Origin of the sequence: Streptomyces sp. Y7, assembly GCF_043195415.1 — a bacterium.
In the GTDB taxonomy this organism is placed as follows: Bacteria; Actinomycetota; Actinomycetes; order Streptomycetales; family Streptomycetaceae; genus Streptomyces.
The window spans coordinates 59,795-81,248 of record NZ_JBIDDQ010000034.1; the positions used below are offsets into that span (position 1 = coordinate 59,795).

The following is a 21,454-nucleotide window of genomic DNA, read 5'->3' on the forward strand; positions in this document are numbered from 1 at the left end:
TCAACTCCTGCGCAGAAGAGGGCGACTGACGCCGTATGAGGCCACGGATGGCCGATAAACACCCTTGTGACGGATCCGACCATGTCGGCCGAATGGCGATCGTGTGACACGGGTGGTCATGGACACGCAGGAGGCACAGGTACTCAATAGGCTCCGGACCGACTCCACCCCCTACGACTTGGAGCTTTCGTGCACCGCAGAATCATGGCGCCGGGCGCACTGGCTGCTGCCTCGCTGATGCTGGCGATCCCGGCGTCGGCGGCGAGCCTCTCCCCTGGAGCCCCGGGCATCGGCGACCCCTACTACCCGGCCTACGGCAACGGCGGCTACGACGTCTCCCACTACGACCTCCGGCTGAAGTACCAGCCGGCCACGGACGAGCTGGAGGGCACGGCGACCCTGCTGGCGAAGACCACGCAGGAGCTGTCCCGGTTCAATCTGGACTTCCTGCTGGACGTCAGCGAGGTGCGGGTGAACGGCGCGAAGGCGTCCTTCGCGACCTCGGGCGAGCACGAGCTGGAGATCACACCGAAGAAGGCGCTGGCCAAGGGCGCTTCCCTCACCGTCGTCGTGCGCTACCGCGGGGTGCCGTCGACGAAGGAGGCGTACGGCTTCAACGCATGGCTGCGCACGTCGGACGGCGGTGTCGCCGCGGGTGAGCCCGAGGGGGCCTGGTGGTGGTTCCCGAGCAACGACCACCCGCTCGACAAGGCGACCTACGACGTGTCGGTGCAGGTGCCGGACGGTACGCAGTTCATCTCCAACGGCACGCTCCAGTCGACGAGTTCGCGCGCGGGCTGGACCCGCTACAACTGGCGTTCCAACAAGCCGCAGGCCACCTATCTGGCCACGTTCGCGGCGGGCCGCTTCGACGTCACCACGGGGACGTCCGAGAGTGGAATTCCGGTCATCAACGCCTACAGCAAGGATCTCGGCGACCGGGCGGGGGCGGCGCGGGCGAGCATCGAGCGGACCGGTGAGATCGCCGACTGGCTGAGCGAGTACTTCGGGCCGTATCCGTACAACGCGCTCGGCGGGTATGTGCCGAACACGAACACCGGGTACGCGCTGGAGACGCAGACCCGGCCGTTCTACAGCCCCTCCAACTTCGCGAACGGGTCCAACACCTCCGTCGTCGTGCATGAGCTGGCCCACCAGTGGTGGGGCGACCTGGTGTCCGTGAAGAAGTGGAAGGACATCTGGATCAACGAGGGCTTCGCGCGGTACGCGCAGTGGCTGTGGTCCGAGCACGAGGGCGAGGGGACGGCGCAGGAGATCGCCGACTACGTGTACGCCTCGCGGGCGGCCGACGACGCGTTCTGGTCGGTGGAACCCGGGGATCCGGGGCCGGAGAACCAGTTCCACATCGCCGTGTACGACCGGGGGGCGCTGGCGCTCCAGGCGTTGCGGAACGAGATCGGGGACGACGCGTTCTTCGCGATTCTGAAGGGGTGGCCGCAGAAGTACGCCTATGGCAACGCTTCGGTGGCGGACTTCGTGCGGTACGCGGAGGAGGTGTCGGGCAAGCCGCTGGCCGCGCTGTTCGACACGTGGTTGTTCCAGCCGGCCAAGCCGGGGGCGCCTGCGGCTCGTGGGGCGTCGATCGCCAAGTCGGCACCGGTGCAGCCGAAGTCGTGGAAGAAGATCGCTGCGACGAATGAGGTGCACGAGCATTAAGTCGCCGTTGGGGGTGCCCCTTCGTGTCGTCGGGCGGCTGCAGGTGCAGGGTGGCTCGTCGCGCAGTTCCCCGCGCCCCTCAGGGGGTTGCAGTGAGCCGGAGTAGTTCCGTCAGGTCTATCGCCGTCGCCTCCGTCGACGGGATCGTGCAGGCGTGGGCACCTGCGATCGTGCCGTACAGGGCGCTGCGCCTCGGTGTCTCGCGGTTCAGCCAGGCGTAGAGGAACGCGGCGGCGAAGGCGTCGCCCGCGCCGTTGGAGTCCACCACCGGTGCGGGCGGTGCCGCGGCGGGAAGATGGGTGAGTTCGTCGTCGGCCAGGACGTACGCGCCCTTCGCGCCCGCCGTGGCCACGACCACCTCGGCCCGGCCCCGGTCGGCGATCCGGCGCATGGTGCGCTCGGGGTCGGCCAGGGCGGTGGCGGACAGGAAGACGACGTCCGCCGCCCGCGCGAACGGCTCGTGGTACGGGTTCTCGCCGTCCCAGTCGTGCAGGTCGGTGGAGAGCGTCGCGCCCGACTCGCGCAGCAGGGGCAGGGCATGGGCGCAGGGCTGGGTGATGGCGACGTGGACGTGGCGGCTCGCCCCGGCCAGGGCACGCACCGTGGCCTCGGGGAGGCGGTCGTCGGCGTGGCCGCGGCTGGTGTCGTACAGCGACAGCCGTCTGCCGTCGGGGCTCACGAGGTTGACGGCCCGTTTCGTCCCCGCGGGCTGCGGGACCGCGGTGAGCGCGATGCCCTTCTCGCGGTGCAGGGCCCGGACCAGGTCGCCCTCCGGGTCGTCCCCGAGCATGTCTAGGTGGTGGACCCGCAGGCCCAGGGCGGCGAGGCCGAGGGCCACGAAGTCTCCGGTCTGCCCGGCGCGGGTACGGATACCCGAGTCGATCATGTAGCTGTCGGCGTACGGCAGCGGCAGTTCCGGCACGTACACGATGGTGTCGACGCCCGCCCCGCCCAGCACGAGCACGTCGATGTCACGACTCAACTCCCGGCCTCCCCGTGGTCGTGGATGGTGACGGCGACGGGACGCTCCGCTGCCGGGCCGGGCCATCTCGCCGCGGTACCCGATGACGGCGGGTGCGTGACGCTCGTGTGTGGCTGGCCGCGCAGTTCCCCGCGCCCCTTCCGGTCGCATGCGCGGCCGTACGCCGAAGGGCCCCGAACGATACCTGGCTTGACGCCTTTCACCGACGGCGCGGTGGCGTCACCCCGGATGTAAGTGATCTCCGACATGACGCCACCGTAGAGGCCGGCACTGACAGCGGCCCTCGAATTACTTCGTGAGCTCGGTCAGTTCCTGGTCCTCCGTGCGGTTCACCCGGCGGCGGACGGCGTACCAGCCGGCGACCAGCATCACGGCGATGACCGGGATGAGGAGGAGGGTCTTGCGGCCGACCTCGGGGTCGTTCCACATCATGCCGAGGCAGGCCAGCAGGAAGACGACCGTGGCGATCTCGGTGACCGGGCTGCCGGGGAGGCGGAAGGAGGGGCGCTGAAGCAGGCCGGCCTTCGCGCGGCGGACGAAGATCAGGTGGCAGACCATGATGATCACCCAGGTGGAGATGATGCCGAGGGACGCCACGTTCAGGACGATCTCGAAGGCCTGGCTGGGCATGAGGTAGTTGAGGCCGACGCCGAGCACGCACACCGCGCAGGTGAGCAGGATGCCGCCGTAGGGCACCTGGCTGCGGTTCATGCGGGCGGTGAACTTCGGGGCCGAGCCCGCCATCGCCATGGAGCGCAGGATGCGGCCGGTCGAGTAGAGGCCGGAGTTGAGGGACGACATGGCGGCCGTGAGGACCACCAGGTTCATCACGTCGCCCGCCGCCGGAATGCCGATCTTCGACAGGACCGTGACGAAGGGGCTCTCGTCGGCCGAGTAGACCGAGCCGGGGAGGAGAAGCGCGAGCAGGACGACCGAGCCGACGTAGAACAGACCGACGCGCCACATGATCGAGTTCACCGCGCGCGGGACGACCTTCTCCGGCTCCGCGGTCTCACCCGCGGCGACACCGACCAGCTCCAGCGCGGCGTACGCGAAGATCACGCCCTGCATGACCAGGACGACGGGCATCAGACCGTGCGGGAAGACGCCGCCGTTGTCGGTGATCACGCTCATGCCGGGCGTCGTGCCGCCCACCTCGTGCTGCGTGGCGAGCAGGAAGATGCCGACGAACATGAAGCCGACGAGCGTGGCGACCTTGATGATCGCGAACCAGAACTCCATCTCGCCGAAGATCTTCACCGAGATCAGGTTCACGGCCAGCACGACCGCCAGCGCGATCAGCGCCAGCACCCACTGCGGGATGTCGGTGAACATGCTCCAGTAGTGCGTGTAGAGCGCGATCGCGGTGATGTCGGCGATACCGGTCGTCGACCAGTTCAGGAAGTACATCCAGCCGGCGACGTAGGCGCCCTTCTCACCGAGGAACTCGCGCGCGTACGACACGAAGGAGCCGGACGAGGGGCGGTAGAGGACCAGCTCGCCCAGGGCGCGCACCACGAAGAAGGCGAAGACGCCGCAGACGAGGTACGCGAGGGCGAGGGCCGGGCCCGCGTTGTGGAGGCGACCGCCGGCGCCGAGGAAGAGGCCGGTGCCGATGGCCCCGCCGATGGCGATCATGTTGACGTGGCGGGCCTTGAGGTCCTTGCTGTAACCGGCGTCGCCCGCATCCGCGGGCACCTGGGCCGCGTCGGTGCGGGATGCGGCCACTGCCGTGTTCACGGCGTCCTTGCTCACGGGTGGTACCAATCTCTGGTGCGCCCGAGCGGGTCGCGCTCGGGTGTCCGGACGAACGTATGGCCTGCGCCCTCCGTAAAAGGCACAGACCAAGGGGCCACCTTCCCCCACGGAACGCACCTCACGCGGTGGCATACGTCACAGAGCGTTACTTCTCACACGGCCGTCCCACCGGTCCCGGCGGGTGTCACAGCACTGGTGAGACAGCGATACTGCTGCACATGACGACCGGCACCGAGGAACCGACCCAGCCCACCCTCACGATCGACGAACTGGCCGCGCGCGCCGGGATGACGGTCCGCACGGTCCGGTTCTACGGCACCAAGGGGCTGCTGCCGCCGCCGGTGATCGGTCCGCGCAGGGTCGGGCACTACGGCCGGGAGCACCTGGCACGGCTGGCGCTCATCGAGGAACTGCAGCAGCAGGGCATGACGCTGGCGGCCATCGAGCGCTATCTCCAGCAGCTGCCGCCGGATCTGGACGCCCACGACCTGGCCCTGCACCGGTCCGTGGTGGCCTCCTGGGCGCCGGAGACCGTGGAGACGGTGTCGCGGGAGGAGCTGGAGCGGCGGGCGGGGCGCGCCCTGGACGACGACGACCTGGAGCGGCTGGCCGCGATGGGCGTGGTCGAGACCGGCCGGGGCGACGGCGAGTACCGCGTCGACCTGGGGCTGCTGCGGCTCGGCGTGGGACTGCTGGACGTACCGCTCTCCCAGGACGCGATCCTCGCGTCGCGCACGGTCCTCATCGAGCACTCGCGTGCCGCGGCGCACGAGCTGTCGCGGCTCTTTCGCGCCGAGGTCTCCGAACGCACCGCGCAGGACGTGAAGTCACTGTCCGCCCATATGCAGCCCATCATCGTGCAGGCGTTGTTGACGACCTTTCAGCGGTCCCTGCGCGAGGAGCTGCGGCAGTGGCTGGGCGGCGGCTCGCAGGAACGCGGATCCGCCTGACACGTCGAGCGTCCGCCCGGTGAGGAAGCCGCTGCCCCCGTCGACGACGTGGAGCGGCGGGGACACCGGGTCGGACGGCCGAGGACGCGGGCCGCGCCCTCGCCGCGCAGGATGTCCGGCGGGGCGAGGGCGGGGCGGGATCGCGTGGGGGCTCCCCGGGACGGCGACCGGTGGGGGGATGGTTCGTCCCCCGGCTTCGGACACCCGGTTCCGGGGATCCGGCTTCGGACACCCGGTTCCGGGGATCCGGCTTCGAGCGCCCGGTTCCGGGGAGCGAGGTCGGCGTACCGCTGAACGGTGTGCCGACCTCGCGGCGTCAGTCGCCGAAGGTCTCCCCCTTCTGCGCCTTCTCCACCAGCAGCGCGGGCGGCGTGAACCGCTCCCCGTACGTCTGCGCCAGCTCACGCGCGCGTGCCACGAAACCGGCGACCCCGCCCTCGTAGCCGTTGATGTACTGCAGGACACCGCCGGTCCAGCCGGGGAAGCCGATGCCGAAGATGGAGCCGATGTTGGCGTCGGCGACGGAGGTGAGCACTCCCTCCTCGATCAGCCGGACCGTGTCAAGGGCCTCGGAGAAGAGCATGCGTTCCTGCATGTCCCGGAACGGGATCTGGGCGCCCTCGCGGGTGAAGTGCTCCCGCAGGCCCGGCCACAGGGCGGCGCGCTTGCCGGCCTCGTCGTAGTCGTAGAAGCCCGCTCCCCCGCTGCGGCCCTCGCGGCCGAACTCGTCGACCATGCGGTCGATGACGGCCTCGGCGGGGTGGGACGCCCAGACGCCGCCCGACTCCTCCACGGCCCGCTTGGACTCGTTGCGGATCTTGCGGGGCAGCGTGAGGGTCAGTTCGTCCATCAGGGACAGGACCTTGGCGGGGTAGCCCGCCTGGGCCGCCGCCTGCTCCACCGACGCGGGCTCGATGCCCTCGCCGACCATCGCCACGCCCTCGTTGATGAAGTGGCCGATGACGCGGGAGGTGAAGAAGCCGCGGGAGTCGTTGACGACGATCGGCGTCTTGTTGATCTGCCGGACCAGGTCGAACGCGCGGGCCAGCGCCTCGTCACCGGTCCGCTCCCCCTTGATGATCTCGACGAGCGGCATCTTGTCGACGGGCGAGAAGAAGTGCAGCCCGATGAAGTCGGCCTGGCGCTCCACGCCTTCGGCGAGGACGGTGATCGGCAGCGTCGAGGTGTTGGAGCACAGCAGCGCGTCCGGCTCGACGATCCCCTGGATCTCCTGGAAGACCTTGTGCTTGAGCTCCGGGTTCTCGAAGACGGCCTCGATGACCGCGTCGCAGCCGGCCACGTCCTGCGGGTCGCCCGTGGGCGTGATGCGGGCGAGGAGCGCGTCGGCCTTCTCCTGCGTCGTACGGCCCCGGGAGACCGCCTTGGCGCACAGCTTCTCCGAGTACGCCTTGCCCTTGGCCGCGGCCTCCGCCGAGACGTCCTTCAGGACGACGTCGATGCCCGCGCGGGCGCACGAGTAGGCGATGCCGGCGCCCATCATGCCGGCGCCCAGGACGGCGACCTTGCGGACCTTGCGCGGCTCGATGCCCTTGGGGCGGTTCGCGCCGGAGTTGACGGCCTGGAGGTCGAAGAAGAACGCCTGGATCATGTTCTTCGAGGTCTGGCCGGCCGCCAGCTCCACGAAGTAGCGCGCCTCGATGACCTGCGCGGTCTCGAAGTCGACCTGGGAGCCCTCGACGGCGGCCGCGAGGATGTTGCGCGGGGCCGGGTAGGGCGCGCCGTTGGTCTGCTTGCGCAGGTTGGCCGGGAAGGCGGGCAGGTTGGCCGCGAACTTGGGGTTGGCGGGCGTGCCGCCGGGGATGCGATAGCCCGGCTTGTCCCAGGGCTGCTGCGACTCGGGGTGGGTCTCGATGAACGCGCGGGCCTTGGCGAGCAGTTCGTCCTGCGTGGTGGCCACGTCGTCGATCAGGCCGTTCTGCAGGGCGCGCTGCGGGTTGTACTGGGTGCCCTGGAGGAGGACCTTCAGCAGGGCGTCGGCGATGCCGAGCAGACGGACGGTGCGGACCACGCCGCCGCCGCCCGGCAGCAGGCCGAGGGTGACCTCGGGGCAGCCGATCTTGGAGCCGGGCGCGTCGAGGGCGATGCGGTGGTGGCAGGCGAGAGCGATCTCGTAGCCGCCGCCGAGGGCCGCGCCGTTCAGCGCGGCGACGACCGGCTTGCCGAGGGTCTCGATGCGGCGCAGCTGGCGCTTGATGGCCATGCCGCCCTCGAACAGGTCCTGCGCGGTCTCCGGGGTGACCCGGATGAGGTCGCGCAGGTCGCCGCCGGCGAAGAAGGTCTTCTTGGCGGAGGTGATGATGACACCGCGGATGGTGTCCTTCTCCGCCTCCAGGCGGTCGACGATCACGGCGAGGGAGTCGCGGAACGCCTGGTTCATGGTGTTCGCGGACTGGTTCGGGTCGTCCAGGACGAGGGTGACGACCCCGTCGCGGTCCTGCTCCCAGCGGATGGTGGTGGATTCAGTGCTCATGTGGAGGTGCTCCGTGTGATCCGTCGGGAGGGGGTCAGATGCGCTCGACGATGGTGGCGATGCCCATGCCGCCGCCGACGCAGAGCGTGGCGAGGCCGTACCGCTTGTCCTGGCGCTCCAGTTCGTCGACGAGTGAACCGAGGATCATGGCGCCGGTCGCGCCGAGCGGGTGACCGAGGGCGATGGCGCCGCCGTTGACGTTGACCTTGTCGAGGGACAGTCCCATGTCCTTGACGAAGCGCAGGACGACCGCCGCGAACGCCTCGTTGATCTCGACGAGGTCGATGTCGTCGATGGTCAGGCCGGCCTTCTTCAGGGCCTTGCGGGTGGCGGGCGCGGGGCCGGTGAGCATGATGGTGGGCTCGGAGCCGGAGACGGCGGCGGAGACGATCCGGGCGCGCGGGGTGAGGCCGTTGCGCTCGCCGACCTCCTTGTTGCCGATGGCGACGAGCGAGGCGCCGTCGACGATGCCGGAGGAGTTGCCCGCGTGGTGGACGTGGTCGATCTTCTCGACCCAGTGGTACTTCTGCAGCGCGACGGCGTCGAAGCCGCCGAGGTCGCCGATGTCGGCGAAGGACGCCTTCAGCTTGGCGAGGGAGTCGGCGGTGGTGCCGGGGCGCATGTGCTCGTCGTGGTCGAGGACGACCAGGCCGCTGCGGTCCGTGACCGGGACGACGGACCGGTCGAAGCGGCCCTCCTTCCAGGCCGTGGCCGCCCGCTCCTGGGAGAGCGCCGCGTACTCGTCGACGTCACGGCGGGAGAAGCCCTCGATGGTGGCGATGAGGTCGGCGCCGATGCCCTGCGGCACGAAGTTGACGGAGAGGTTCGTCATCGGGTCGTTGAACCAGGCACCGCCGTCGGAGGCCATCGGCACCCGGGACATGGACTCCACGCCACCCGCGAGGACGAGGTCCTCGAAGCCCGAACGGACCTTGGCGGCGGCCATGTTGACGGCCTCAAGACCGGAGGCACAGAAGCGGTTCTCCTGGACGCCCGCGACCGTGTCCGGCAGTCCGGCGGCGACGGCGGCGATACGGGCGATGTCGGAGCCCTGGTCGCCGACCGGGCCGACGACGCCGAGCACGATGTCGTCGATGTCCGCCGGGTCGAGCCCGGGGAAGCGGTCGCGGATCTCGTGGATGAGTCCTACGACCAGGTCGATGGGCTTGGTGCCGTGCAAGGAGCCGTTCGCCTTGCCGCGGCCGCGCGGGGTGCGGATCGCGTCGTACACATACGCTTCGGTGCTCACTGGAAAGCCTTTCAACGAGGGTTAGCCGAGCAGGGAACGACCGATGATCTCCTTCATGATCTCGGTCGTCCCGCCGTAGATGGTCTGGATGCGGCCGTCGGTGAAGGCCCTGGCGACGGGGTACTCGCTCATGTAGCCGTAGCCGCCGTGCAGTTGCAGGCAGCGGTCGGCGACGCGCTTCTGGAGTTCGGTAGCCCACCACTTGGCCATGGAGGCGTGGACGGCGTCGAGCTCCCCGTTCGCGTGGTCCTCGATGCAGCGGTCGAGGAAGGTGCGGGTGACCGCGCACTCGGTGGCCATCTCCGCCACCTCGAAGCGGATGTGCTGCTTGGTCGCCAGCGGCCGGCCGAACGCCTCGCGCTCCTTGACGTACGCGGTGGTGATCTCCAGCAGGTGTTCGGCGGCGGCGATCGCGGCGACGGCGATGCTCAGGCGTTCCTGCGCGAGGTTCGTCATGAGGTGGACGAAGGCGCCGTCGAGGTCGCCGAGGAGGTTGTCCTTGGGCACCTTGACGTCGTGGAAGAACAGCTCGGCCGTGTCCTGCGACTTCTGGCCGATCTTGTCGAGGTTGCGGCCGCGTTCGAAGCCTTCCATGCCCCGCTCGACGACGAGCAGCGAAAGGCCGCGCGCGCCGCCCTCGGGGGTGGTCTTCGCGACGACGATCACCAGGTCCGCGAGGATGCCGTTGGAGATGAAGGTCTTGGAGCCGTTGAGCACCCAGTGGTCCCCGCGGTCCTCGGCGTGGGTGCGGATGCCCTGGAGGTCGGAGCCGGCGCCGGGTTCGGTCATGGCGATGGCGGTGATGATCGAGCCGTCGCAGAAGCCGGGCAGCCAGCGGCGCTTCTGCTCGTCGGTGGCGAGGCTCGTCAGATAGGGGCCGATGATGTCGTTGTGCAGTCCGAGGGCGAGTCCGGGGGCGCCCGCGCGGGTGAACTCCTCGGCGAGGACGGCGCTGTAGCGGAAGTCGTCGGTACCGCCGCCTCCGTACTCCTCGGGCACGGCGAAACCGAGGAGGCCCTGCTTGCCGGCCGCGCGCCAGGCGTCGCGGGAGACGATGCCGTCCTTCTCCCACTGCTCGTAGTGCGGCAGCACCTCCCGGTCCAGGAAGCTGCGCACGGTCGCGCGGAACGCGTCGTGCTCGGGGGCGAAGATCTGCCGCTTCATTCGGGGCCCTTCGTGGGTTCCTGGTGCTTGAGAAGGTCGAGTACGTCCCAGTCGCGCGCCACGTCGGCGGTGTCCGCGCCGGGCTGGGCCGGGCCGGTACGGACGGCCGTCGGGGTCGCGGAGAAGCGGGGCGCCGGGGCGGGCTGGGTGATGCCGCCGTGGTCGGTGAAGGTGCCGCGGGCGGCGAGGTGGGGGTGCTGCGGGGCCTCGCGCAGGGACAGCACGGGGGCCACACAGGCGTCGGAGCCCTCGAAGACGGCCGTCCACTCGTCCCACGTACGGGACTTGAAGCGGGCGGCGACCGCGTCGCGCAGCTCGCCCCAGCGGGAGAAGTCCTTGCGGGCGGAGGCGAAGTCCTCGACGCCGAGCAGGCGGAGGAACTCGTCGTAGAACTGGGGTTCCAGGGCGCCGACCGCCATGTACCGGCCGTCGGCGGTCTCGTAGGTGCCGTAGTACGGGCAGCCGCCGTCCAGGAGGTTGGCGCCGCGCCGGTCCTGCCAGCCGCCGGCCGCGAGCATGCCGTGGATCATCGCGGAGAGGTGGGAGGTGCCGTCGACGATCGCGGCGTCCACGACCTGGCCGGCGCCGGTGGCGCGGGCGTGGTGCAGGGCGGCGAGGACGCCGACGACGAGGTAGAGCGAGCCGCCGGCGTAGTCACCGACCAGGTTGGCGGGGACGGCGGGTGGTTCGTCGGGGTTGCCGATCATGCCGAGGGTGCCGGTCACCGCGATGTACCCGATGTCGTGGCCGGCGCGCTCGGCGAGGGGGCCGTCCTGGCCCCAGCCGGTCATCCGGCCGTAGACCAGCGCGGGGTTGCGGGCGTGGCACGCCTCGGGGCCGACGCCGAGGCGTTCGGCGACGCCGGGGCGGTAGCCCTCGATGAGGATGTCGGCGCGCTCGGCGAGGTCGAGGACGCGCGCGGGGCCGTCGGCGGACTTCAGGTCGACGATCACCGAGCGCTTGTTGCGGTTGGTGATGTCGTACGCGGTGTCGATGGCCAGCCCGGTGCCGCCGGGCCGGTCGACGCGGACGACATCGGCGCCGAGGTCGGCGAGGAGCATGGCGGCGAACGGGCCGGGCCCGATGCCGGCCAGCTCGACCACGCGCACGCCGGTGAGCGGGCCCTGTCCTGGCGTCGTCGCCATCCTGCCCCCAGGGGTTTGACACTACTGCTGTAACACCAGCGATGCTAAGAAAGTGTCCTGGCGGATACAAGAGCAAGCGCTTAGGAAGTTACCCGCCGGAAGCCTCGCCGCGAACCCACCTCGCGCCATCAGCGCGCGTCGAGCTCCGCTATCAGCCGCTTCGGCGCGATCGTGCGGTAGCTCTCCTCGACCCAGTCGCAGAGCAGCTCCGCCGCCGGGGCGCCCTTGTGCTCCAGCGGGATGCTGACCCAGCCGGCCTTGCCCAGGCCGTATCCGGCGGGTTCGGCGCCGGGGCAGGTCAGGGCGTGCGCGTGGGCCGCCTCGTCCTTGAGCTTCACGGTGACGCCCATCGGATAGCTGCCGTCGGAGACGCCGAGGAAGACGAACACCTTCTTGTTGACCTTCGCGACCGTCTCGCCCCAGGGGAACTCCTCGACGGCACCGGGCATGCCGAGCGCGAACTCGCGCACTTTTTCCCACTTCTTCAGGGCAGACCTGGGCACGGCCACCGCATACCTCCGGGCTCGTCGTCGGGCTCCGCACACCTCACGCTAGCCTCGGCCACCGACAACGGCGCGTGGTGCGGGACCGAGGGGTGTCATGAGCAGGCTGAGCAGGACGGATCGTCCGTACGACATCGTGCTCTTCGGAGCGACGGGCTTCGTCGGGGTACTCACGGCCGAGTACCTCGCCGAGAACGCGCCCGAGGGCTTGCGCTGGGCGATCGCCGGGCGCAGCGCCGAGAAGCTCCAGCGGCTGCGCGAATCACTGCCGGGCGGCGAGGGGGTCGGGGTGCTGGAGGCGGACGTCGCCGATCCGGCCTCGATGCGCCGGCTCGCCGAGCAGGCGCGCGTGGTGGCCACGACGGTGGGCCCCTACGTGAAGTACGGCGAGGACCTCGTCGCCGCCTGCGCGGACACCGGCGCCGACTATCTCGACCTTTCCGGTGAGCCGGAGTTCGTGGACCTGACGTACGTCCGGCACGACGCACGCGCGCGTGAGACCGGTGCGCGGCTGGTGCACGCCTGCGGCTTCGACTCCATCCCGCACGACCTCGGCGCGTACTTCACCGTGCAGCAACTGCCGCAGGACGTGCCCCTGACGGTGGACGGGTTCGTGACGGCCGACGCCACCTTCTCGGGCGGTACGTTCGCCTCGGCGCTCAACCAGTTCGCGCGCGGACGCCAGATGATCGCCGCCGCGCGCGACCGGGCGCGGCACGAGCCGCGTCTGATGGGGCGCCGGGCGCAGGCGCCCACGGGAGCGCCCCGGTTCGCGGGTGAGGTCGGCGCCTGGGCGCTGCCGCTCCCCACGATCGACCCGCAGATCGTCAAGCGCTCCGCGCGCGCCCTCGACCGCTACGGCCCCGACTTCCGCTACCGCCACTACGCCGCCGTACGGACCCTTCCCGTCGCGGCCGGCGGGGTCGCGGCCATGGGCGTGCTCTTCTCGGCGGCCCAGCTGCCGCCGACCCGGCGCTGGCTGTCGGACCGCCTCAAGCCCGGCGAGGGGCCGGGTCCGGAGAAGCGCGCGAAGAGCTGGTTCTCGGTCCGCTTCGTCGGCGAGGGCGGCGGCCGGCGGGTCTACACCGAGGTCTCCGGCGGCGACCCCGGCTACGGCGAGACGGCGAAGATGTTCGCCGAGTCGGCCCTCTGCCTCGCGTTCGACGAACTGCCCCCGACAGCGGGCCAGGTCACCACGGCGGTGGCGATGGGCAACACCCTGATCGAACGCCTGCGCACGGCAGGCATCACCTTCAGAGTGGCCGCCACCCGCTGAAGCACCCTAGAGCGGCCACCCGGCAATGGTGTAGATCATGCCCACGATCCACCCCAGCCCGGCCAGGGTGGCCAGCACCAGCGCGGCCGTCACGGCACGCTCGACGGGACGATCGGGGTCGGCCAGGGGCTTCGGGGAACGGTGCGTCGTCATGGACCCAGCCTGCCGAGCCGGGCGACGCGCCCACATCCGTACGGGTACTCAGTCGAGGTACTCAGCCCGCCCGGTCAGGATGTGCCGTCGGCTTCGGCCGGCGGCCACTCCCCCAGCGCCTCGGCGATACGGGTCCGTACGGCGGGATCGTGCGCCGCGGTCGCGAGGCGCACGGCGAGGGGGCCGATTCGCCAGCCCGCGTGGTGGTCGAAGAACGGCGGCGGGCCGGCCGCGTTGTGCGCCAACTTGCCCACCAGCTCGGCGAGTCGGAACACCACCGACTGCTCCTCGCCGAGCTGGTCCAGGTCCGCCGCGGAACGCGCGCGGACCCGGTCGAACACCTCGCGGCCGCTGCTCCATCGGTCGCGGTGGGCCGCCAGTTCAAGCGCATCGTCGATCTCCGGTGCCCGCTCGGCGCCCTCCACCGCCGCGGCGAGCACCCGGCCTGCCCAGGCCACGGGATTCGGCTGCCGCTCGTACAGCGAACGCCCCCACGTCCGGGTGGGATCCGCCGCCGCGCTGGCGGCGAGTTCCGGCCTCGGGCGGGTCGCCTCCTTCAGCGCCCTGCGGCACAGCGAGTCCGCCCTGCGTGTCGTCTCCGGCAGGCGGTAGCGCGGAGTCAGCGCGAGGGTGTGGGCGCACGCGTTCGGGAGGCTCACGCGGTGGCCCACCGAGACGAAGAGCGGCTTGACGGAGTCGCTGGTGCGCAGGGCCCGGCCGACTTCCTCGTCGGCCGACATCAGGGGGGTGAAGGAGCCGCGGGGGGCGGCGGGGGCGTCGTAGGTGAAGGTGAACGGGTTCTTGGCGACGCCGATCGTGGGCAGGCCGGTGAGGACGCCGAGGTGGCTGGCGAGGCCGAAGCGGCGGGGGTGGGCGCGGCCGTAGCCGTCGCAGACGACCAGGCCGGGCGGGCAGGGCAGGGCGTCGAGGGCGGCGAGCACCGTGGGGATCTCGCGGAAGGCGAGCAGGCCCGGGACGTAGGGGAACGAGATCCGGCCGACGGCCGTGGCCTCGGCGACCACGTCGAGAGTCGCCGCGTCGAGGACGACCGCGGCGGCCGCGACCACGTCGTGCTCGTCGTCGTAGGCCACGTCCACGCCGGTCACGTGCCCGGATCCGGGCGGCGGCCCCGGTTCGTCGAGCACCACCCGCGCCCGCAGCTCGTCCTGGACGGCGCGGGCCTCCTCCTCGGTCGCGGGCCAGCCCGCGGGAATGCGTACGGTCGTCATGGTGGGCACGAGCGTACGGCGCCCGGTCCGGCCCGCGCGGGGCCAGGGGTGGGCTCGCGCGGTCGGCCCGCGCGGGGCCAGGGGTAGGCTCGCGCGGTCGGCCCGCGCGGGGCCAGGGGTAGGCTCGCGATCATGTTCGTGCTGGAGCTGACCTACACCGCACCGATCGAGGATGTCGACGCCGTGCTGGAGGCCCATGTGGCGTGGCTCGACGAGCAGTACGCGAAGGGGATCTTCCTCGCGTCCGGGCGCAAGGACCCCCGCGACGGCGGGGTGATCCTCGCCGTCGCGCAGGACCGCGCCGGGATCGAGCGGATCGCCGCGTCCGACCCGTTCGTGGGCGCGGGCGTCTGCGCCTACCGCGTCACCGAGTTCGTCGCCACCAAGACGGCTCCGGAACTGGAGCGGTACCGCGAGGCGCCCCGGTGAGCCTCACTTGCCCAGCGCCCGCTTGAGCTGCCCCTTGTCCATGTCCGAACGCCCGCGGATGTTGCGCTGCTTGGCCTCCTCGTACAGCTGGTCGTAGGTGGGCCCCTGAGAGCCCTTCCCGGACCGCTGCCCGCCCCGCCTGCCGGAGGACATGTCCTGGGTCGAGGTACGGCTCGCGGTCTTCGACTCGCCGGACCGCGCGCGCTCCTTGTTCACCGTGCGCGCGGCGATCTCCTCGGCGCGCGAGGTGCTCTCGCCACGGTCCTGGGCGCTCTTCTTGATGTGCTCGTACTGGCGTTCTCGCTTCGCGTTCGAACCGGCCGGCATGGGTCGCTCCTTTCGCCGTCGGCGTCCGGGTACCCACATTCCGGATCAGTTCTCCAGCCGCGCGACCCGCCCCTTCTCGCCCGCTGCCCAGCAGCCCAGGTCGGGCGTGCAGTCCACGGTGTCGTACGAGCCGGTGTCCACGGTCCGCCAGGTCCGGCCGCCGTCGGTCGTCAGGTCGGTGCCGGTGGGGCCGACCGCCAGCGCGGCGCCGCGGCTGCGCGGGAGCCAGGCCACGCCGGAACGGTAGGCGGGCACCGGTGTCGCGGCGGGCCGCCAGCCGGCGCCCCCGTCGCCGGTGCGGGCGGCGGCCTGCGGGGATGCCTGGTCGGGGCGGTAGTCGCCGCCGACCGCGAGGCCGTGGCCACGGTCGCGGAAGGCGAGCCCGAAGACACCGCGGGCGGGGTCGCCCGCCGGGATCGGTGTGTCGGCGGCCGTCCAGGTCAGCCCCCGGTCGGCGGAGTGCAGCACCCGCGCGCGTGCCGCCCCTCCGGTCGCGAGCCAGACGTCCTTCGGTCCGGAGGCGACCAGGCACTGCCCGCTCGCCGCGAACCCGGCCTCGCCCTCCAGGGCCTCGGGCATGCCGTCGTCCGGGAGCACCTTCCAGGTACGGCCGCCGTCGCCGGTGGACAGGATGCGGAACCTGCCGTCGACCGGGTCGCTCATCGCCAGGCCGTTGCGGCGGTCGAAGAAGGTGAGGCAGTCGTAGAAGGCCCGCGGATCGGAGTTGCGGAAGGACTCGGTCCAGGTCGCGCCGCCGTCGTCGGTGCGGTACACCCGGGACGCCTCGCCCTCCCCGATGGCCAGCACCACGGCCCGCCGCGCGTCGAACGCCTCGATGTCCCGGAACTGGAGCTCGGCCGCGCCGGGCGGCGAGACGTTCCGCCAGCTCTCGCCTCCGTCGGTGGTGCGCAGCACGGTGCCCGCGGTCCCGGCCAGCCATGCCGTGTGCCGGCTGACCGCGGCCAGACCGCGGAAGCGCACCTCGGGCGTTCCGGTGTCCTTGAGCTCCCAGTGCGGCGTGTGCCGCTCCGGCTCGTGCGCCTGCGCCGGTCCGGCGGTCAGCGCGGCCAGCGCCGCCCCGCACGCCACCCCCGCGGCCATTGTCCGAAACGTACGCCCCACCCGTCGCGTGCTCCCCGAACGCCTCATGGCGGGCGAAGCTAGTCGACCACCCCGTCGCCGTCCAGATGGCGACACCGGCCACACCCGACCTTCCGGTCACACGAGGACGAACGCGCCACCCCCGTGCATGAAGGCGGTGACCGAGGTCACTCGGCCCCGGGGTGCACGGATTCGCCGATTCCGTCGTCTCTATCAGTGCCCGGTCTCGTCCACCCGGATGTTCGTCCAGCCGTCACAAGGGAGCAAGGCGTTGTCCACCGTCATCGAGCAGCCCGTTGAGGCCCGTCTCGTCGCCGCCGCGCCGCGGATGCCGAGCATTCCAGCCACTCTGCACTACGACCGGCGCGACCCGTTCGCCGTCCGGATGACCTTCCCCGCCCCGGCCACCCTGGAGGGTGTCGAGGTCTGCTGGACCTTCAGCCGGGAGCTGCTGCTGGCGGGCCTCGAAGGCCCCGAGGGACACGGCGACGTGCGTGTGCGGCCGTACGGCTACGACCGGACCGTCCTCGAGTTCCACGCCCCCGAGGGCACCGCGGTCGTGCACATCCGCAGCGGCGAGGTGCGCCGCTTCCTGCAGTCGACGAGCGATCTGGTGCCGCTCGGCCTGGAGCACCTGCAGCTCGACCTGGACCGCGACCTGGCGGAACTGATGGGGGACGCCTGCTGAGGCGCCCCACCGGGCTCCCCCGCCGGCAAGGGCCTCGCACCGGGCCCGCTCCATCACGTTGACACCGTCGACGCCCGCTCGTACGGTGTATATCGGTCCTGTTGCCGTCGATTGGAGAAGGACGTTGCTCGTCTGAGGTCTGAGACACCGCGTCACACCTGAAGTGTGTGTACGCCGCGTGCGACCTCGGCGTTCGAGCCGTCCTCACGGAACAGGGCTTTTCTCATGCCCAGGGCCCCTCACCGCCCGTTGGTCGCCGGTGTCTCGATACGCGTTTGCCCCTGATCGTTTCGAGCAACCGCGGAGGCGCCCCTATGCCTACTTCCATCAGCTGTACCTCCCTCTCCTATGCCTGGCCCGACGGCACCGCCGTCTTCGAGGGCCTCGATGTCGCGTTCGGTCCCGGCAGGACGGGGCTCGTCGGCGTCAACGGGTCCGGAAAGTCGACCCTGTTGAAGCTCGTCGCCGGTGAGCTCACCCCGGCCGACGGCACCGTGCGCGTGGCGGGCGAGGTCGGCTACCTGCCGCAGAACGTCACCCTCGACACCGCGTCGAAGGTCGACGAGGCACTCGGTATCGCCGCCAAGCGGACCGCGCTGCACGCCATCGAGGCGGGCGACGTCGCCGAGGAGCACTTCGAGACCGTCGGCGACGACTGGGACGTGGAGGAGCGCGCCCTCGCCACCCTCGGCGAACTCGGGCTCGGACACATCGAGTTGGACCGCACGATCGGCGAAGTGTCGGGCGGCGAGTCGGTGCTGCTGCGCCTGGCCGCGCTCCTGCTGCGCCGCCCGGACGTCCTGCTGCTGGACGAGCCCACCAACAACCTCGACCTGTACGCCCGCAGACGGCTGTACGCCGCCGTCGAGTCCTGGCCGGGAGTGATGGTGGTGGTCAGCCACGACCGTGAACTCCTCGACCTGGTCGACCAGATCGCCGATCTGCGCTCCGGGGAGATCAGCTGGTACGGCGGCAACTACTCGGCGTACGAGGAGGCGCTCGCCACCGAGCAGGAGGCGGCCGAGCGCATGGTGCGGGTCGCCGAGGCCGACCTGAAGAAGCAGAAGCGTGAACTGGTCGACGCCCAGGTCAAGTTGGCCCGCCGTAAGCGGTACGGCCAGAAGATGTGGGATCAGAAGCGTGAGCCGAAGATCGTCATGGGTGCGCGCAAGCGCGCGGCGCAGGAGTCCGCGGGCAAGCACCGGATCATGCACGAGGAGAAGCTCGCCGAGGCCAGGGACCGGCTCGACGAGGCGGTGGACGCCGTGCGGGACGACGACGAGATCCGCGTCGACCTGCCCTACACGGCCGTGCCGCCGGGCCGGAGCGTGCTGACGCTGCGTGACCTGGAGCTGGTGTACGGCGCGCGGGTCGCCGGTGGTCTCGATCTGCACGGTCCGGAGCGGATCGCGCTGATCGGGCGCAACGGCTCGGGCAAGACGACGCTGCTGCGGACTATCGCCGGTGAGCTGGCGCCGGTGGCGGGCGAGGCGACGGCGCACGTGCCGCTGCGTTTCCTGCCGCAGCGGCTGGACGTCCTCGACGGCGAGCTGACGGTCGCCGAGAACGTGGCCCGGTTCGCGCCGGGCGCCACCAACAACCGGATCCGGGCGCGGCTGGCCCGCTTCCTGTTCCGGGGCGCCCGCGCCGACCAGCCGGCGGCGACCCTCTCGGGCGGCGAACGCTTCCGTGCGGCCCTGGCCGCGCTGATGCTGGCGGAGCCCGCGCCGCAGCTGCTGATGCTGGACGAGCCGACGAACAACCTGGACATGGCGAGCGTGCGGCAGCTCACCACGGCCCTGGAGTCGTACGAGGGGGCGCTGATCGTGGCCAGCCACGACCTGCCCTTCCTGGAGTCGATCGGCATCACGCGCTGGCTGATGGTGGAGGAGGGAGAACTGAAGGAAATCACGCCAGAAGCTGTCGGGTATTCCGCCTAGCTTCGGAGGCATGCCCGATTTCACGCCCCAGTTCATCACCCTCACCGGAGCCAGGGAGAACAACCTCAAGGACGTCTGTCTCCGTATCCCGAAAGGCCGGCTGACCGTGTTCACCGGCGTTTCGGGATCGGGGAAGTCGTCCGTCGTCTTCGACACGATCGCGGTGGAGTCGCAGCGTCAGCTGAACGAGACCTTCACCTGGTTCGTCCGCAACCGGCTGCCCAAGTACGAGCGCCCGCACGCGGAGGAACTGGAGGACCTCTCCCCCGCGATCGTCGTCGACCAGCGGCCGATCGGGGGCCACTCCCGGTCCACGGTCGGCACGATGACCGACATCTACTCGGTGATGCGGGTGCTGTTCTCCCGGCACGGCACCCCGAGCGCGGGACCCGCGACCGCGTACTCGTTCAACGACCCCGCCGGCATGTGCCCCGAGTGCGACGGCCTGGGCCGGACGGTACGGCCCGACTGGGACCGCATCCTCGACGCGGACCGCTCGCTCGCCGACGGCGCGGTCCGCTTCCCGCCGTTCACCGCGGGCACCTGGCAGGGGCAGGCGTACACCAACAGCGCCGACCTGGACCCGCACAAACCCGTCGGCCGGTTCACCGCGGCCGAGCGGGCGTTCCTGATGCGCGGCCGCCCCGGCAGCAAGGTCACCGTCAACGGCAGCGGCGGCACCTGGACCACCGACTACGAGGGCCTCGCCACCCGCTTCGAGCGGCTGTACCTGAAGCGGGACCTGTCGGCGATGAGCCAGAAGACCCGTGACCTGGTGGGCGCGTACCTGGTGGACGGCGCCTGCCCGGTCTGTGCCGGGGCCCGGCTGAACGCGGCGGCGCTGGCGACGCGGATCAACGGCCTCGGGATCGCGGACTGCACGCGCATGCAGATCACCGACCTGATCACCGCGCTGGGGGACATCGACGACCCGGTCGCGGGTCCCCTCGCGCGGGCGGCCGTCACCGCCCTCGAACGCGTCGACGCCATCGGCCTCGGCTATCTCAGCCTCGACCGTGAGACGGCCACTCTCTCCGGCGGTGAGGGACAGCGCCTGAAGACCGTGCGGCACCTGGGTTCCAGCCTCACCGGCATGACGTACATCTTCGACGAGCCCAGCGTCGGGCTGCACCCGCGCGACGTCGGCCGGCTCGGCGACCTGCTGCTGCGGCTGCGCGACAAGGGCAACACCGTGCTGGTGGTCGAGCACGACCCGGACGTCATCGCGCTCGCCGATCACGTCGTCGACATGGGGCCGGGGGCCGGCGCGGCCGGCGGACGGGTCGTGTTCGAGGGCACGCCGGACGAACTCGCCGGGTCCGGCACGGTGACCGGGCGGTGCCTGCGGCGCCGTACGACGCTCAAGGAGGCGGTGCGGCCGGCGCGCGGCGGGCTGTGGGTCAAGGGCGCCGACCGGCACAACCTGCGGGACGTGACGGTCGAGTTCCCGACCGGGGTGCTCACCGTGGTGACCGGCGTCGCCGGGTCCGGTAAGACCACCCTGGTCAGGGAGTTCAGCGCCGCCCACGCCGACGTGGTGGTCGTGGACCAGTCGTCGATCGGGATCTCCGGGCGGTCGACCCCGGCGACGTACCTGGGGATCATGGACACGGTTCGGAAGATCTTCGCGCGCGGGACGGGTGCCGAGGCGGGCCTGTTCAGTTTCAACTCCTCCGGCGCCTGCGGGACCTGTGAGGGGCGCGGGATCATCCACACCGACCTCGCGTTCATGGACCCGGTGACCGCGACCTGCCACGACTGCGAGGGCCGGCGCTTCAAGGACGAGGTGCTGCGGCTGACCGTGGACGGCAACTCCATCGCGGACGTCCTGGCGATGACCGCCGATCAGGCACTGGAGACCTTCCAGGACAAGGGCGTACGGCGGCGGCTGCGGGCGCTGCGGGACGCGGGGCTGACGTACCTCACGCTCGGGCAGCCGCTGTCCACCCTGTCCGGCGGCGAGCGCCAGCGCATCAAGCTGGCGACGCGGCTGCACAGGGAGCCGGAGGGGCCGGCCGGAGCGCCCGGGAGGCCGCGCGACACGACCGGAGCCGGAGCGGTGTACGTCCTCGACGAGCCGACGACCGGGCTGCACATGTCGGACGTCGACGGACTGCTCGGCCTGCTGGACCGGCTGGTCGACGCGGGCAGCACGGTCGTGGTCGTGGAGCACAACCTGGACGTGGTGGCGCACGCCGACCGGATCATCGACCTGGGTCCGGACGGCGGCCGCGACGGTGGGCGGGTGATCTTCGAGGGAACGCCACGAGAGCTCCTCGAAGTGCGCGACTCCTTCACGTCGGCGCATCTCAGGAGGGCCACAGCCTGACCCGGAGGGTTTTGTACGGGCGGGTAGGCCCTGCATCATGGCGGTTCGGTGCCCCGTGCAACA

Annotated in this window: 17 protein-coding genes and 1 pseudogene; 7 read left to right on the forward strand and 11 right to left on the reverse strand. The window is 71.1% G+C overall.

Annotated features, from left to right (window positions below):
* Positions 1-189 precede the first annotated feature (189 nt).
* Complete coding sequence (locus ACGFW6_RS41010) at positions 190-1,677, forward strand: M1 family metallopeptidase (RefSeq protein WP_393521759.1); 1,488 nt, start codon at positions 190-192, stop codon at positions 1,675-1,677.
* A 79-nt stretch (positions 1,678-1,756) separates the two neighbouring features.
* Here the strand turns inward: ACGFW6_RS41010 and ACGFW6_RS41015 are convergent, their stop codons facing one another.
* Together ACGFW6_RS41015 and ACGFW6_RS41020 are read right to left on the reverse strand one after the other, a co-directional pair.
* Positions 1,757-2,659: a PfkB family carbohydrate kinase gene (locus ACGFW6_RS41015; RefSeq protein ID WP_393521761.1), complete on the reverse strand. Its 903-nt coding sequence runs from the start codon at positions 2,657-2,659 to the stop codon at positions 1,757-1,759.
* 288 nt (positions 2,660-2,947) lie between these two features.
* On the reverse strand, positions 2,948-4,414 hold the full coding sequence (locus tag ACGFW6_RS41020; RefSeq protein WP_393521763.1) for an amino acid permease: 1,467 nt from the start codon (positions 4,412-4,414) through the stop codon (positions 2,948-2,950).
* A 221-nt stretch (positions 4,415-4,635) separates the two neighbouring features.
* Between ACGFW6_RS41020 and ACGFW6_RS41025 the strand changes: the two genes are divergently transcribed.
* Entirely contained in the window at positions 4,636-5,367 is a 732-nt protein-coding gene (locus tag ACGFW6_RS41025) for a MerR family transcriptional regulator (protein ID WP_393521765.1), read from the forward strand.
* Between the two features lie 316 nt (positions 5,368-5,683).
* Here ACGFW6_RS41025 and ACGFW6_RS41030 read toward each other — a convergent pair whose 3' ends face one another.
* The 5 genes from ACGFW6_RS41030 to ACGFW6_RS41050 form a co-directional block, all read right to left on the reverse strand.
* On the reverse strand, positions 5,684-7,858 hold the full coding sequence (locus tag ACGFW6_RS41030) for a 3-hydroxyacyl-CoA dehydrogenase NAD-binding domain-containing protein (RefSeq protein ID WP_393521767.1): 2,175 nt from the start codon (positions 7,856-7,858) through the stop codon (positions 5,684-5,686).
* Between the two features lie 34 nt (positions 7,859-7,892).
* On the reverse strand, positions 7,893-9,107 hold the full coding sequence (locus ACGFW6_RS41035) for an acetyl-CoA C-acetyltransferase (RefSeq protein WP_393521769.1): 1,215 nt from the start codon (positions 9,105-9,107) through the stop codon (positions 7,893-7,895).
* A 21-nt stretch (positions 9,108-9,128) separates the two neighbouring features.
* Positions 9,129-10,271, reverse strand: coding sequence for an acyl-CoA dehydrogenase family protein (locus ACGFW6_RS41040; RefSeq protein WP_393521771.1), 1,143 nt, complete (start codon positions 10,269-10,271; stop codon positions 9,129-9,131).
* Entirely contained in the window at positions 10,268-11,416 is a 1,149-nt protein-coding gene (locus ACGFW6_RS41045; protein WP_393521773.1) for a CaiB/BaiF CoA transferase family protein, read from the reverse strand. Before ACGFW6_RS41045 ends, ACGFW6_RS41040 begins: the two co-directional genes overlap by 4 nt.
* A 128-nt stretch (positions 11,417-11,544) precedes the next feature.
* The gene (locus tag ACGFW6_RS41050; RefSeq protein WP_393521775.1) at positions 11,545-11,925 is read right to left on the reverse strand and encodes an MmcQ/YjbR family DNA-binding protein; all 381 of its coding nucleotides are present in this window, start codon (positions 11,923-11,925) and stop codon (positions 11,545-11,547) included.
* Positions 11,926-12,016: 91 nt separating this feature from the next.
* Here ACGFW6_RS41050 and ACGFW6_RS41055 point away from each other — a divergent pair, with 91 nt between their 5' ends.
* Positions 12,017-13,195, forward strand: a complete 1,179-nt coding sequence (locus ACGFW6_RS41055; protein ID WP_393521777.1) for a saccharopine dehydrogenase family protein — start codon at positions 12,017-12,019, stop codon at positions 13,193-13,195.
* Between the two features lie 6 nt (positions 13,196-13,201).
* Here ACGFW6_RS41055 and mmpA read toward each other — a convergent pair whose 3' ends face one another.
* Both mmpA and ACGFW6_RS41065 read right to left on the reverse strand, forming a co-directional pair.
* On the reverse strand, positions 13,202-13,348 hold the full coding sequence (gene mmpA, locus ACGFW6_RS41060; protein WP_164905106.1) for a morphogenic membrane protein MmpA: 147 nt from the start codon (positions 13,346-13,348) through the stop codon (positions 13,202-13,204).
* A 545-nt stretch (positions 13,349-13,893) separates the two neighbouring features.
* Positions 13,894-14,577: pseudogene (locus ACGFW6_RS41065) on the reverse strand (endonuclease V); the annotation flags it as partial.
* A 132-nt stretch (positions 14,578-14,709) separates the two neighbouring features.
* Between ACGFW6_RS41065 and ACGFW6_RS41070 the strand changes: the two are divergent.
* Positions 14,710-15,006, forward strand: coding sequence for a YciI family protein (locus tag ACGFW6_RS41070; protein WP_393521779.1), 297 nt, complete (start codon positions 14,710-14,712; stop codon positions 15,004-15,006).
* A gap of 3 nt (positions 15,007-15,009) precedes the next feature.
* Here ACGFW6_RS41070 and ACGFW6_RS41075 read toward each other — a convergent pair whose 3' ends face one another.
* Both ACGFW6_RS41075 and ACGFW6_RS41080 read right to left on the reverse strand, forming a co-directional pair.
* Positions 15,010-15,333 carry a plasmid stabilization protein gene (locus ACGFW6_RS41075; protein WP_393521781.1) on the reverse strand — a complete coding sequence of 108 codons (324 nt, stop codon included), beginning with the start codon at positions 15,331-15,333 and terminating at the stop codon, positions 15,010-15,012.
* A 45-nt stretch (positions 15,334-15,378) separates the two neighbouring features.
* Positions 15,379-16,434: a WD40/YVTN/BNR-like repeat-containing protein gene (locus tag ACGFW6_RS41080; RefSeq protein ID WP_393521783.1), complete on the reverse strand. Its 1,056-nt coding sequence runs from the start codon at positions 16,432-16,434 to the stop codon at positions 15,379-15,381.
* 271 nt (positions 16,435-16,705) lie between these two features.
* Here ACGFW6_RS41080 and ACGFW6_RS41085 point away from each other — a divergent pair, with 271 nt between their 5' ends.
* The 3 genes from ACGFW6_RS41085 (at position 16,706) to ACGFW6_RS41095 (ending at position 21,391) form a co-directional block, all read left to right on the forward strand.
* Complete coding sequence (locus ACGFW6_RS41085) at positions 16,706-17,122, forward strand: SsgA family sporulation/cell division regulator (RefSeq protein WP_393521785.1); 417 nt, start codon at positions 16,706-16,708, stop codon at positions 17,120-17,122.
* A 314-nt stretch (positions 17,123-17,436) separates the two neighbouring features.
* A complete protein-coding gene (locus ACGFW6_RS41090) occupies positions 17,437-19,062 on the forward strand; it encodes an ABC-F family ATP-binding cassette domain-containing protein (RefSeq protein ID WP_393521787.1) in 1,626 nt (541 codons plus the stop codon).
* A 10-nt stretch (positions 19,063-19,072) separates the two neighbouring features.
* Positions 19,073-21,391: an ATP-binding cassette domain-containing protein gene (locus tag ACGFW6_RS41095; RefSeq protein WP_393521789.1), complete on the forward strand. Its 2,319-nt coding sequence runs from the start codon at positions 19,073-19,075 to the stop codon at positions 21,389-21,391.
* Positions 21,392-21,454: the final 63 nt, after the last annotated feature.

Coding starts and splice junctions, on each gene's coding strand:
- ACGFW6_RS41040 (WP_393521771.1), bottom strand. CDS start 10,271: ATGAAGCGGCAGATCTTCGCCCCCGAGCACGACGCGTTCCGCGCGACC.
- mmpA (WP_164905106.1), bottom strand. CDS start 13,348: ATGACGACGCACCGTTCCCCGAAGCCCCTGGCCGACCCCGATCGTCCC.
- ACGFW6_RS41075 (WP_393521781.1), bottom strand. CDS start 15,333: ATGCCGGCCGGTTCGAACGCGAAGCGAGAACGCCAGTACGAGCACATC.
- ACGFW6_RS41025 (WP_393521765.1), top strand. CDS start 4,636: ATGACGACCGGCACCGAGGAACCGACCCAGCCCACCCTCACGATCGAC.
- ACGFW6_RS41030 (WP_393521767.1), bottom strand. CDS start 7,858: ATGAGCACTGAATCCACCACCATCCGCTGGGAGCAGGACCGCGACGGG.
- ACGFW6_RS41055 (WP_393521777.1), top strand. CDS start 12,017: ATGAGCAGGCTGAGCAGGACGGATCGTCCGTACGACATCGTGCTCTTC.
- ACGFW6_RS41070 (WP_393521779.1), top strand. CDS start 14,710: ATGTTCGTGCTGGAGCTGACCTACACCGCACCGATCGAGGATGTCGAC.
- ACGFW6_RS41080 (WP_393521783.1), bottom strand. CDS start 16,434: ATGGCCGCGGGGGTGGCGTGCGGGGCGGCGCTGGCCGCGCTGACCGCC.
- ACGFW6_RS41045 (WP_393521773.1), bottom strand. CDS start 11,416: ATGGCGACGACGCCAGGACAGGGCCCGCTCACCGGCGTGCGCGTGGTC.
- ACGFW6_RS41090 (WP_393521787.1), top strand. CDS start 17,437: ATGCCTACTTCCATCAGCTGTACCTCCCTCTCCTATGCCTGGCCCGAC.
- ACGFW6_RS41095 (WP_393521789.1), top strand. CDS start 19,073: ATGCCCGATTTCACGCCCCAGTTCATCACCCTCACCGGAGCCAGGGAG.